The organism is Streptomyces sp. NPDC092369 (genome assembly GCF_044755245.1).
Taxonomy (GTDB): Bacteria; Actinomycetota; Actinomycetes; order Streptomycetales; family Streptomycetaceae; genus Streptomyces.
Genome location: NZ_JBIVQP010000010.1, coordinates 19,773 through 31,851, shown reverse-complemented (window position 1 = coordinate 31,851; position 12,079 = coordinate 19,773). Strand labels below are relative to the sequence as shown.

The following is a 12,079-nucleotide window of genomic DNA, read 5'->3' as shown; positions in this document are numbered from 1 at the left end:
TCCCCGAGGCCCAGGCGCCCGCCAGCCAAAGCGTCGACACCCCGGCAGACGCTCCGCCCAACACCGCTGATGCCGCGATCAAACCCCATCCATCAGCCCGCCGCATTCTCACCCCCACTCGGCTCGCTCCATGATGGCAAGCCAGGTATGCGCCTGGGAAGCAGCCAGAACTCGCTGAGACCCTCGCCGAGGCCATCTCTCACCCCCGCAGCGACGGGCAGGAGTTCCGTTTCAGCGGGCGAGGGTGACCTCGATGGGGCTGTTGGAGCACGGGCCGAGGATGTCGGTGAGTGCGGTCTGCTCGGTCCATTCGACGCAGTGCATCGACTGGGGACTGCGGGCCGACCTGAGAACCCGGGGTAGTGGCCATGATGATGATCTCTACGCCGTAGATTGGGCGCATGGTGGAGGGGACGCCGGGCACGGCGAGAACGCGGTTACCGGGGAAACAGAAGCGAGGGCGGCACGCCGCTACGAAGTCTCGCTCGGCAGAGAGCGGGCTGATGCGCTCGTCCATGCTGATGACAGCAGTGACAGTGGTGTCCCGGGCAACGGGCCTGCTGAGAACAGTCCTACAGGCCGGGGCACTCGGGACGGGCCTGCTCGCTACGACGTACAACCAGGCCAACGTGGTGCCGGCGAGCCTGTACTTCCTGCTCATCGGCGGCGCGCTGAACTCCGTACTGGTACCGCAGCTGGTGAGGGCCAGGATGGAACAGCCAGATGGCGGACGTGCCTTCGAGCAGCGTCTGGTCACCCTCACGATGTCCGTGCTGGGGATCGGCACGCTGCTGGCCGTCTGGGCGGCGCCGCAGATCATCAGCATCTTGTATGCCGTACCCGCGCCCAATGGAGACCGGAGCCCCCCATGCTGCCCTCTGTTACCGACCGCGAGGAGTTCTCCGCGCTGGTCATCAGGACTGACTTCGGTGACTCGGCGGCTTGGCTGGCCGTGTGTCAGGAGTTGTCGAGGCCCTGGGGCAACGGCGACTACGAGCCGGCCGTCCACATCATCGATGATCCAGCTTGGGCCGGTGCCACGGCCGATGAAGTGATCGCTGCCGTATCAGCGGACGAGGACTTGAGCGTCGTCTTTATCGCTGACTGGACCACCATGCGGGACAACGACCACGCGCTGCTAGCGGTGGCGGTCCTGACCAGAGAGGAGTGCCAGAGCGATGAGGAGTTCGAGATCTACGGCGGATCAGTACGCGCCGCCCCCATCGGCATCCACGACATCCACGCGAACCTGTCGATCGCCAACCTGGACTTCGCCGACGTCGTCGATGCCGCTCAGAGCGACCCTGCAGGAGTCTTCCGGTCGTTCTAGGAACTCACCACGGCGAGGTCAAACATCGATGTGACCGATCGAGCTTCGCTGAGACGCGACGCCAACGGCCGGAGCTGATGCACGCGTTCATCCCGGCCTGGCAGAAGCGGTGGTCAGGGTTCGTGGGTCAGTCGGCCGGCGTGAGTCTTGGCCACGGTGCCGTCGACGACGACTTCCCGCGCCGACTACGAGCTCGGCTGTCGTCGGCTGGCGAAACAGTGCCCTGAGAGCTCAGAACACGATCATGAGCGGGCTTTCTTGTGGCGTCTCCAGCAGATGAGGCTGCAGGCCAGCGAGACGAAGGCGTCGTGGAGTTCGGTCCGACGTTCCCATCGGACGGCGAGTCGTTTGAACTGGTGGAGCAGGGCGAAGGTCTGCTCCTCGACGTAACGGAGCTTGCCCAGGCCTCTGATGTTCGGGGCGCCCTTGCGTGAAATCACCGGCAGGATCCGCCGCTTGCGCACCTCTTCGCGGTTGGGGTTGGAGTCGTAGCCCTTGTCACCGAGCAGCGAGGCGGGGCAGTGGCGTGGGCGCCCGGGCTGTCCGGCCACGGGAGGGATGCGTCGATCAGGGCGAGGGTCTGGGTGACGTCGTTGACGTTGGCAGCGGTGGTGATGACCTTGAGCGGGGTACCGCGTCCGTCACAGATCAAATGGTGCTTGCTGCCCGTCTTGCGCCGGTCGACCGGCGACGGACCGGTGTCGGCTCCCCTTTTTTTCGCACGGATGCGGGAGCCGTCCACGCACGCCCTGGACCAGTCGAGGTTGCCGGCCGCGTTCAGCTCGGCGAGCAGAAGGCGGTGCAGTTGATCGAAGACACCGGCCTGCTGCCCGCAATCGAGGCGCCGCCAGCAGGTCTGTCCGGAACCGAACCCCAGCTCCGGCGGCAGAAGTTGCCAGGCTATGTCGTTGTAGAGGACGTACAGGATGCCTTGAAGACACAGCCGGTCCGGTACCGGTTGCGGGCCCGGTGACTTCTCCGGCCAGGGCGGCAGTAGCGGCCCGATCAACGCCCGCAAGTCGTCGTCCACGATCCACGGCCGAGTACTCACACCCTCTGAACGGCCGAATCGTCACACTGGTCACACCCAACCGACTGCAACTGGGCAGCTCGGTTGGCGCCGCTCGCTGACTCAAGTGCCCAGCCCATTCACGGCAGCACCTCGCGCGCTTATGACGACCGGGGCGATTCAGCCGTGGTCGTGGTGCCTTCCAGCGGTAGGCGGTCGCGGTAGTACTCCGATTCCAACCACTGCTCCATCACGAGGACCGGGCGCGAAAGCCACACGTCCCCGACCTTCTGTGAACGCAGAAGAAGCCCCAGATCGGTCAGTGAGAGGGAGCCGTCGGGGGTGTATAACAGGCTGCTCCCGTGCTCGGCGGCGTAGTCAAGGAGGAACTGCTGCACCTGCGCGGGATCGCGCCCCGCCAGTGCAAAACCCTCAAGCAAGACCTGCGGACCCGTGACTGCATCTAGTGCAACGCACGCCAGCCGGCCCGCGTCGTAGAACACCTTCACCCCATCGGCGAAGTCTTCCTGCCCATATGGTGCGCCCACCTGCTCGTGCGGCCCAGAGACCTGGAGCGCGTCGGCGACCTCGGCCGGGCCCATCCCGAACCGCAGAGGCCCCAAACCGACTTCGGGCAGAAACTCCCAGCGCAGCCGTTCCTCGCGTGCACTCACCTGCACTGTCCCCTCAACTGGCCGCTACAGAACCGTGTCCGCGTCTTCTGGCCAGCATCGCGTGCGGGGCCAGCGCCCAAAGTAGTGCCAACTGAAGCGTCCAGTCCCACCGAAAGATCGTGTTACGAGCTCGCCCGTAACCCTGCGAGTCCGCTGGGGGACCGGTCCTTGCCGTGCTGGTGCTGTGTGTCACGCCGCCCAGGTCGCGGACCCCGCGCATGGGTCGGGGTCCGGAAGTCCTGCGGCAGAGGCCGGGGCAGCCGAGTGGCGCATCGCGGTGATCGGGACGGCGCCAGTTGCAGCTGACGGACTGGTGAAGAGGCGTTGTTTGAGTGTGCGGTATTCCGCGTGCGCGGCGGCCGGCACCAGCGGCTCGATCCGGTCCCACATTGCATCACTGATCACTGATCACGGGTCGTGCGGACATGTCCGATCAACTCTCCAGCCCACTGGAGGGAAACACGCCCTCACAGGGCCCGCAACAGCACCCCCCTGCCGCCTTCGCGTGACCCGACGAGTAACTTTGCAGCAGCCGAACTTGGGGGAAACGATGGCCTACGGCGAACTCTGGACGCTTTCGCTCCTCACCATGGCAGTTCTGGGAATGACCGTTGGTGGGCTCGGTATCTATGCCCTGATCTGCAACCGGGTGCCTGGACGACTGCTCGGCAAAACAGTACGAAACCCCAGACTCTGGGGAACCGGCATGCTGTTCATGGTCTCCAGCTTTGCCTTCCTCTCATGGACGCCGCTCATCATCGGGCTCGGCATCACTGTCGTCGGCCACACCGTCAAGCCCACCGGGTGACCCCTGCTTGCCACTCACGCGACGACACCAGCGCCGTGAGAGATCGGCGAGGGCCTGCAGGTGGTGGAGCACTGGAACTCGGCGAACTCCGACCTGTTCCACGGCAAGGACGGCGACTTGACGGGCGCGGACAAGGAGAGCCAGGAGGTCTCCATGCTCGCCCTGCACCCTTTGCAGAGCAGCCTCGCATAGGTAATACCTTGCTGGTCCAGCAGGTTCTGGCCGACCCGAAGTGGGCGGACACGCTCACCGAGGCAGACCGGCGGGAGCTGTCGCCGCTGTTCTGGACCCACGTGAACCCGTACGGCCGGTTCGAACTTGATATGAACAGCCGCCTCGACCTGGACCTTGCGGCCACCGAGGCCACAGTGGCCGGCCCGCGCAGTCCACACGGCGAGTCAGCCGGCGCTCCGAGCTGAGCTGACGATGACGGGGGGCGAGCCGGTCGTCAGGTCGCGGCCACTGCGTGACCCGCAGGCCATCGACCTCGACGCGCTCGACGCTGGAGTCTCCAGAGATGCGTCGTTGCTGCGGCCCTGTACGACCAGCATGCGGCAAGTCCCGCAAGCCGCAGAAACAGAGCTGATCCTTTCGGACCTCCCTTTGAGGGCATCAGCCGTGACCGAGGACGTGGTGGATTGCCTCGACGCGTTCTTCAGGGCGCGGGTGCGGTGAGATACCGCTGGACCGTGGGTCCGATCGAGTCCACGACCTCCTCGCGGCCGAGCGCCGTGCTCGCCGGTAACCGCTGTACGAAGCGCGTCAGCGCGAGCTCCTGCACGGTCGAGACGCACAGTGCATCCAACACCACCCGGAACTCATCGACGGCTGCCTCACCGAAACCGGCCTGACCCTCAACCCCCACGAGGTCAGTAACTGTAGGAACTGGACTGGCGTTCATGGGGCTTTGTGTATGGTTTCTTCGGCTTTGGCGAGGATCTTCCTGTTGAGGAGCGAGAGAGTGCCCGGCCGCCGGGTCGCCTGCATGACCGCCTGCCGTTGAGACCGTTCGCACAGCCCGATTGGCGTCCTCCACGCCGACAGGCAGGTCGACTCGGTACGTCAGCGTGCGCTCCCAAGGTCGGCAGGAGCAGAACCGTACGACGAGCACGACCACCTCGTGCAGACCTGTCGATGAAGTCGGTCGAGACGGCAGCCGCGAGGTCTCGCCACGTCGGCGTCCCGGGCTCGGTGTGTTCATAGCGAATCTGCGCGGCTGGCCCGATACCGGCATGGGTGGTGTGCGCCCGGGAAACCATGACACGGCCCCACAGCCAGGCGGCGCCGCCGCCCGCCACAGCTTCTCGATGCAGGGAGATTCCATCGTGGGACAGCTTGGTCCATCTGCGGAACAGCAGGGTAAGTCGCGTATGTTCTATGTCTGGTCATCAATTGCATCGGTAGTGCTTGCGATTGCCGGAGTGGCACTCGCGGTCATGGGCAATGCCGCAGGGTGGGTACTGGTTGTCTTCGCTGCCGTTATGTGGACGGGGCTCTTTCTCACCCTCAGGTATGCGAAGCAAGCGCAGCCCTAGGCAGTCAGAGAAAAACCTTAGGCCCCGCTGAGCCTAAACAGCTTCGGAGACGGACTCGGCCGCTTGCTGCGCAGTCGCCGTATTTCTGCTCAACTTCACCGTAATGTGCCAAATGCGGATCGAGAAATGCATGGGAGCCGAGCCCAGCTCGGCCCCCATGCGCGTCACCAAGTCCCCATCCACGGCCGGGAATTAGCTTCCGGCCGCAGACGTGGGCGAGGGCGAGTCGAAAGCTGCGCCGCCATCCGATCTCCGACGCCGGATCGGCCTCCGACACAGCCTCCATACAGCTGTGAGAGAGCTCCCCGAAAACAGAGACCATGCACGCCCGCGAATGGGCCCGCACTCCGCCAGACGGCGAAGCTCTAGGGAGCGACTGACCGACGGCCGCCGCACGCCCCACGCGGCGCACGGCTTGCCGGCGAGCGAGGCACGCCCTGCACGACTCCAGGCAGGAGGATGTCCGACAGATCGCTGCCGGCTCTGGACGACGGGATCCTTGGCGGCATAACCGGGAGGCCTGACGCCTGAGGAAGGCGGTGGTGACCCGGTTGAGCATGCGGGCGACGGCTTGAACGGCGTGGTGGGGTCGACATCACTTTTGCGCGCTTTTCAGCAAGAGCCAGCGTCGTTCGAAGTCGGCGGTTTCGGCGGCGATAAAGGTGGCGGTGACTGGACGCTTGTACTGCCCGGTGATGCCGCGGGCCGCGCACTTCGCTGCGATCTCGTCGCTGTGTGGACTGTCGGTGTGTTCGCGCAGTGGGGCCCAGATGTTGTAGACGCGCCAGCGCAGGAGGTGACGGCGCAGATTGGCCGGGCTGACGGGCTTGTCGCCTCGTCCGAGGAGCCCTTGTGCAGCGAGGTAGAGGGAGAGCCGCTCGGCGTTGGGTTCGTGGCCGTGCTCGGTCTGGTAGTCCATCCAGGCGAGGTAGTAGCGGTCAGGAACAGTGAGTTCCCCCTGCTGTTGCGTATGCCGCGCAACCTTGGTGATCTCTTTCTCGGTCAGCGGCACGGGAATTTGTTGCCTGGCCGAGGTCTCGGCGTCACCAGTGGGTTTGTGTGCGCCGGCCGTTGAGGAGTTGGGCTTGGCGGCGTGCTTCTGCTGTTGTTCATGGTCGGGTTCCAGCGCGTGAGGGCTGCCCAGGCCGGCTTCTTCATGATGTAAGAAGGCGGACACATAAGTGTTCAGGTCGCTGCCGGTGAGGGGGCGCCCGTAGCCGCTGGTGATGCCGTCGCGTTTGGACACGTAGGCGGCGAGGGTGTTGGCGTCGGGGAACACGCCGTGCTCATGCTGGTGGGCGTGCCAGGCGCTGTGGAAGTAGTCGTACCACTCGTCGGTTGCCAGCCCGGTTGCTGGTGGAGAAGCAGAGGGCGCGGTGCGAGGCTGGTATTGCTGCTGCAGGCTGTCCGGTGAAGGCTGCGCCTGTTCCTGGGCGAAGGGGGTGGTGGGCCTGGCTTCCATGTCGCTGGGGTAGTCGTCCTCACTCGGCTCAGTGCCGCCTCCCGCGCCCATCTCACGGGTGCGGCCGGGGTCGGCCGGGATCGGGAATGTGCCGGTGTCTTCCGGAGAGGGCTCCGGGGCCGACGGGTCCTTGATGATCTGTTGCTCGAAGCGCCGGCGTTCCTGGAAGCGCTGCTGCTCCTCGAAGCGGCGCTGCTCGTCGTACTGCTGCTGGGACTGGAACTGCTGCTGGGCGTCGAACTGTTCGGCCTGCTGCTGCTCCTCGTACCACTGGGCGTCCGCGGTGTCCGGGTCGAAGTTCGGGTCGTAGCCGCCCTGGTAGGCGATGGACTGGGGGTCGCGGGAGTGGAGCCAGGGGTTCTGCTCCTCGGGGGCGACCTGGTCGGCGTAGGCCTGCTGCTGCGGCTGCTCGGGTGCGGGGAGTTCCTCGCGTACCGGTGGCTGGGTGTTCTGCATGACCGTCGGGGCCGTCGGTTCCGGTGCGGCCTCCAACTGCGGGGCCGGGGGCAGGAGTACGGGCTCGATGCCCGCGGCGGCCAGGCCGGCGGGGGCGGTCTCGGCGAGCGGGACGCCGTAGCGGGCCAGGCGCAGGGGCATCAGGGACTCGACCGGTGCCTTGCGGCGCCAGGCGCGGCCGAAGCGGGAGTTGAGGCGGGCCTGGTAGACGAGGCGGTCCTGCTCCAGCTTGATGACCTGCTCGTAGGAGCGCAGTTCCCACAGCTTCATGCGGCGCCACAGGAGGAAGGTGGGGATGGGGGAGAGCAGCCAGCGGGTGAGGCGGACGCCTTCCATGTGTTTGTCGGCGGTGATGTCGGCGATGCGGCCGATCGCGTGCCGGGCCGCCTCGACCGAGACGACGAACAGCACGGGGATCACCGCGTGCATGCCCACGCCCAGCGGGTCGGGCCAGGCCGCGGCGCCGTTGAAGGCGATCGTGGCGACCGTCAGCAGCCACGCCGTCTGGCGCAGCAGCGGGAACGGTATGCGGATCCAGGTCAGCAGGAGGTCGAGGGCGAGCAGGACGCAGATGCCCGCGTCGATGCCGATCGGGAACACGTACGCGAAGTTCCCGAAGCCCTTCTTGAGTGCCAACTCGCGGACCGCCGCGTACGAACCGGCGAAGCCGATGCCGGCGATGACCACGGCGCCGCACGTGACCGCACCGATCAGTAGCCTCTGCCAGCCCTTGAAATCCGAGGCTGGCATCGCCTCGGACGCCCGGCGAGCTGGTGCCGTTGTTGCGGCCGGCACGGGTTCGGCTTCTGGTGCCGCTCCCCGCTGGGTGGACGGGGTGGTGCTGTGCCGGGTGGAGGCGGACATCAGCCCTGCACCGATCCTGGACGGGACGCGTGGAGCAGTGTGGTGATGAGTTGTTCGGTGTGAGTGGGCGCGTTGGTGGCATTGGGTGGGTGTCAGCAGGGTGGGGGTGCTGAGTGCCTGGTCCGGGGGCTCGTGTGGGGGTGGGTTCGCTGTCATGGAGTGACCAAGCGGCTGCTGTTTTCTGACTTGGGTGGGGTGGGTTGGCTGTTGTGGGGGTGGCTGTTCCTTTGTGCGGGCTGGGGGTGGGGGGGGTGGGTTTAGGAGGGGGTGTCGGGGGTGGTTTGGTGTGGGTCGGGTCGGCGGTCGCGGAGTGCTTGAAGGATGTTGGCCTGGTGCGGGTCGGTGGGGGGCGGGGTGTCGGGGGAGTTGGTGAGGCGGGTGTAGAGGTCGTCGTGGGTGAACATGGCGTCGAGGCCGGCCCAGGTGTCGTTGTCGATGAGGGGGAAGGGGAACTGCTGGGGTGTGATGAGTGCGGCCAGGAGTGGCAGGAGTTCCCATCCGTGGTCGAGGCGGTCGCGTAGCCAGGTGCGGATGCCGGCGGGGTCGGTGTGGCGCCACATCCAGATCAGGGTGTCGTCCTGGTCGGTGAGGTCAGAGGTGGGCCGTCCGGCGGCTGGTGTGAGGTGTTCGGCCAGGCGGCCGGTGAGGGCGTCGCGGGCCTGGGCGGCCCACGGTTCGGTGGTCGTCACGTGTTCGGAGGCGGTGTCGTCGGGGTTGGTGGCGCTGTGGAGGGTTCGGGTGGCGAGGACTGCTCCATCGGGTGTGGCTGCCATGGCCGCCACAACGGCGGGACGCTGGTCGGGAGGCAGGTCGAGGAGGAGGCTCGGGGCCAAGGCGCGCACTCTCCTGTCAGCGCCCAGCAGGCCCATGGCTTCCGGGTCGGCGGTCAGCTGGCCGTAGTTGTCGGCCATGGCCTGGAGCAGTGCGGCCGAGGGGACGGGGATGCCGTCGGCGCGCAGTTGGTCGATGCGCCGGACGATGCGGTGGGTGTCGTCTCTGAGCCGGAGCAGCAACTGTGCGGCTTCATCGCCTTCAGTCCCTGATGCCATTTGGGCGAGGGCCTGCTGGAAGACGGCTTCTGGGAGGTCGTCGGCGGGGACGGTGAAGACGACGTACCGGTCGAAGTAGTCCTGGCTGCCGATCCCGCGTCGGCGCGCCGCGGCTCGAGGGTCGCCGCCGTTGCCGACGGCCTGTTGGACTGCGGGGAACAGCAGGCCAAGCAGTCCGAGCATCCCGTCGATGTTGTCCGGGGCAACACCAGCCTGGACCAGGCGTTCCTTCCATCGCTCGGCGTGCTCATCGGGCCTGGAGTCGCGGCGCAGTGCCGGGTCGATGCTGGTGCCGGTCAGTTCGGCGCGGTGGCGTCCCAGCATCCGGTAGACGCCTGGCTCGCTGGTCCGCAGGAAGGTGACGATCAGGAAGTCGACGATGTCGACCTCCCCGGCCAGTGAGCCGAGCGTTGCGCCGGCCTGTCCGAAGTAGCGCTTGATGGCCCGCGGGGTCCTCAGCCGGTCCTGGAGGTGGCGGAAATACGCCTCGGAGAAGCGCCGTTCCTGGTCCGGGGTCATGGACACCCCGTGGGAGTCCAGCAGTGCGTTGAGGAGACGCGTGGTCATGGCGGCGATGTCGCGGTCACGGAAGGCCGGTAGATCGAGCCGGACCTGGATGAGTTTCTCCAGGAATTCCTGGGCGCGCTGGTCGTTCGAGCCGACGAGGTCGGTCCGCTGCAAGACGTCCAGCAGGGTCTGCTCGTCGAAGCTGATCAGGTAGTACACGTTCGGCAGGTGGCCGACCAGGCGGATGAGCTTGAAGACGACCAGCAGTTCCTCGGGGGCGAGCCGGTCCAGGTCGTCCATGACCACCAGCACCGGCAGGCCCGCCTGCCGCAGGGCCGTCTCGGCGGTGCGTTTGGCGGCCGAGGCGCTGGTGTCCCCGGCCACGCGTTCGGCGACGAGCTTGATCAGCTCCGAGGAGTCCAGACCGAGCAGTCCCGTGAGCTTTCCCAGCGGACTGACCGCCTGGCCGAACGCTCCGACCTTCCTGCGCAGTTCGGACCACTGGCCATCGTCGGGGAGAGCGGCGCGGATCTCGCTGAACAGCGCCAGCGTCAGTGATTCGAGGTCCGAGTACATCCACGGGTTCAGCTCGGCGACCGACCACACGCTGGTGTCGGCACCGGCGACCGCGTTTTTGAGGTGCTGGATCGCCATCTGCAGAACGGATGACTTGCCGGACCCCCAGGGCCCGATGAGCGCGAGGACCCCGGACTCGCTCTGCTCGCGCACCTGGTGGAGAAGTTCGACGGCATGTCGGGCGTACTGCCGGCGCCCCAGCAGGTCAGGAGCGTCGGCGCTCCCGTCGACGGGGTCATCGTTGAAGAAGCGCTCACCAGGCATCGGCCCATCCTGCCCGACAGCGCAGCTGCCCCGGTCTGGGGTCGGTGACGACGTGCAGACCGGCTGCTGTCATGGGGTGACCAGGTGGCTGTCACGGTGCGGCTAGCAGATCGCGGTCCGGCTGTGTTGGGTTTGCCGGTCTTCGTGTGGAGGGGCGGCCGGGGCGGTGGGGTTGGCCTTGTGACGGGTTCGGGAACCCCGGTGGGGGAGACGGCGCCGGGTCCGGCTGTTCTGGCGGTGGCCGGGCGGGTGGAGCGGGCGGTGGTGGTGCGGCGGCTGCTGGCGGTGGACCGGGGTGAGGGCGGTCTGTCGTCGTTGCATGTGCGGATCGCGGCAGGTTTGGCGGGGGTGACGGAGCGGACGGTGTGGCGGTGGCTGGCCGAGGGACGCGAGGGGCGGGTGGAGGCGCGGCCGCAGCAGGGCGGGTTCATGGTGGGCGACGCCTTGTGGGAGGTGCTCACCCAGGTGGGCGGGAACGTCGCTGAGTTGCGCCGCAGGATGCTCCGGGCGCAGGACGAGGGCGTGCTGGAGCGTTGGGGGGCGGAGTTGGTGCCGTCCTTGGCGACGCTGCACCGTGCGATCAAGGACGAACTGCGGGCGGGCCGGGTGCTTCACGTCGCCCGCGCGGCGTCGGGCCGGGTGGAGCCGAGCCGGTATGACCGGGCGCTGGCCGAACTCGGCTTCGTAGATGGCGCGAACGGCCCGCCGGTCGCGGACGGCCCGGATACCGAGACGTCCAGTACGGGCGGTGAACAGCGGCCCGGCGCGGTGACGCGTCCCCGGGTGTCCGGTGGTGTACGCCTGTACGCGCCGGGAGCGCGGCTGGTGTCGACGCGGCAGGTGGCCGGGGTGGTGGAGGCGGTGGGGCACACGGTCGCCGCGCGGGGGATCGGCTGCGTGTACGGGGATACAGGGCTGGGGAAGACGGTCGCGGTCGAGCAGGCTCTGCATCTGCTGCCCGGCCGGGTGCCGGTGTGGCGGGCGGTGGTGGGGGTCGGGCCCGGGCTGCCGCAGGTGCGGGCCGCGTTGTGCGAGGCGCTGGGGCTGCCGTCGGGGTCCTTGACCCACCGGGCCGGACCGGCCGACCAGGCGCTGGCGGAGGCGCTGGCCGAGCCGGGTGTGCTGTTCCTCGACGACGCGCAGCGCCTGTCGCCGCCGGTGCTGGACTACCTGCGGCAGCTGTGGGACTCGCCGGGCTGCGTGGCCGCCCTGGTCTTGTGCGGGGCGGGCAGCGAGCGGGCGCTGGCCCGGGCAGCGGCGATGCGCTCGAGGGTCCTGACCTGGCACCAGGTCAGCCGCCTCGACACGCAGGACGTGCCGCGGACGCTGGGTCTGTTCCACCCGGTGTGGGAGGACGCTGACCCGGCCGGCCTGGTGCGGGCGGATGAGCAGACCGCCCGCGGCAACTTCCGTACCTGGGCGAAGATCACCTCGCATGTCTGCGCCGCCCGGGGCCGCGACCCCGGTGCGGGTGTGGGGCGGGACGCGATCGACCAGGCCTGCGCCCGGCTCGGCCCGTACGCATGACGGCCCTCTCACGCGCCC

10 protein-coding genes and 1 pseudogene are annotated in these 12,079 nt (G+C 67.7%); 6 read left to right on the top strand and 5 right to left on the bottom strand.

What is annotated here, in order from left to right:
- Positions 1-401 precede the first annotated feature (401 nt).
- Both ACIQI8_RS42135 and ACIQI8_RS42130 read left to right on the top strand, forming a co-directional pair.
- A pseudogene (locus tag ACIQI8_RS42135) lies at positions 402-827 on the top strand (lipid II flippase MurJ); the annotation flags it as partial.
- 41 nt (positions 828-868) lie between these two features.
- The gene (locus ACIQI8_RS42130) at positions 869-1,330 is read left to right on the top strand and encodes a DUF6924 domain-containing protein (protein ID WP_402363525.1); all 462 of its coding nucleotides are present in this window, start codon (positions 869-871) and stop codon (positions 1,328-1,330) included.
- Between the two features lie 242 nt (positions 1,331-1,572).
- Here the strand turns inward: ACIQI8_RS42130 and ACIQI8_RS42125 are convergent.
- Positions 1,573-2,381 (bottom strand): IS5 family transposase gene (locus tag ACIQI8_RS42125; RefSeq protein ID WP_402363522.1). Its coding sequence is split into 2 segments (ribosomal slippage): positions 1,573-1,892 and positions 1,892-2,381, totalling 810 coding nucleotides; the frame shifts between segments, so codons are not numbered across the junction.
- A 119-nt stretch (positions 2,382-2,500) separates the two neighbouring features.
- On the bottom strand, positions 2,501-3,013 hold the full coding sequence (locus tag ACIQI8_RS42120) for a hypothetical protein (RefSeq protein WP_402363520.1): 513 nt from the start codon (positions 3,011-3,013) through the stop codon (positions 2,501-2,503).
- A gap of 523 nt (positions 3,014-3,536) precedes the next feature.
- On the opposite strand from ACIQI8_RS42120, the gene ACIQI8_RS42115 reads away from it, so the two are divergent.
- The 3 genes from ACIQI8_RS42115 to ACIQI8_RS42105 are packed head-to-tail and all read left to right on the top strand — an operon-like array spanning position 3,537 to position 4,240.
- Positions 3,537-3,821 (top strand): hypothetical protein, encoded by a 285-nt coding sequence (locus ACIQI8_RS42115; protein WP_402363517.1) that lies wholly within the window; start codon positions 3,537-3,539, stop codon positions 3,819-3,821.
- Between the two features lie 60 nt (positions 3,822-3,881).
- The gene (locus ACIQI8_RS42110; RefSeq protein WP_402363514.1) at positions 3,882-4,013 is read left to right on the top strand and encodes a hypothetical protein; all 132 of its coding nucleotides are present in this window, start codon (positions 3,882-3,884) and stop codon (positions 4,011-4,013) included.
- Positions 4,014-4,021: 8 nt separating this feature from the next.
- Entirely contained in the window at positions 4,022-4,240 is a 219-nt protein-coding gene (locus tag ACIQI8_RS42105; RefSeq protein ID WP_402363511.1) for a transposase, read from the top strand.
- A gap of 236 nt (positions 4,241-4,476) precedes the next feature.
- Here the strand turns inward: ACIQI8_RS42105 and ACIQI8_RS42100 are convergent, their stop codons facing one another.
- The 3 genes from ACIQI8_RS42100 to ACIQI8_RS42090 all read right to left on the bottom strand — a co-directional run bounded on the left by ACIQI8_RS42100 (position 4,477) and on the right by ACIQI8_RS42090 (position 10,534).
- Positions 4,477-4,686, bottom strand: a complete 210-nt coding sequence (locus ACIQI8_RS42100; RefSeq protein ID WP_402363509.1) for a hypothetical protein — start codon at positions 4,684-4,686, stop codon at positions 4,477-4,479.
- A 1,265-nt stretch (positions 4,687-5,951) separates the two neighbouring features.
- Positions 5,952-8,024 (bottom strand): DUF2637 domain-containing protein, encoded by a 2,073-nt coding sequence (locus ACIQI8_RS42095; RefSeq protein ID WP_402363506.1) that lies wholly within the window; start codon positions 8,022-8,024, stop codon positions 5,952-5,954.
- A 371-nt stretch (positions 8,025-8,395) separates the two neighbouring features.
- Positions 8,396-10,534 (bottom strand): P-loop NTPase fold protein, encoded by a 2,139-nt coding sequence (locus ACIQI8_RS42090; protein ID WP_402363503.1) that lies wholly within the window; start codon positions 10,532-10,534, stop codon positions 8,396-8,398.
- Positions 10,535-10,735: 201 nt separating this feature from the next.
- Here ACIQI8_RS42090 and ACIQI8_RS42085 point away from each other — a divergent pair, with 201 nt between their 5' ends.
- A complete protein-coding gene (locus ACIQI8_RS42085) occupies positions 10,736-12,061 on the top strand; it encodes an AAA family ATPase (RefSeq protein WP_402363500.1) in 1,326 nt (441 codons plus the stop codon).
- The last annotated feature ends 18 nt before the right edge of the window (positions 12,062-12,079 follow it).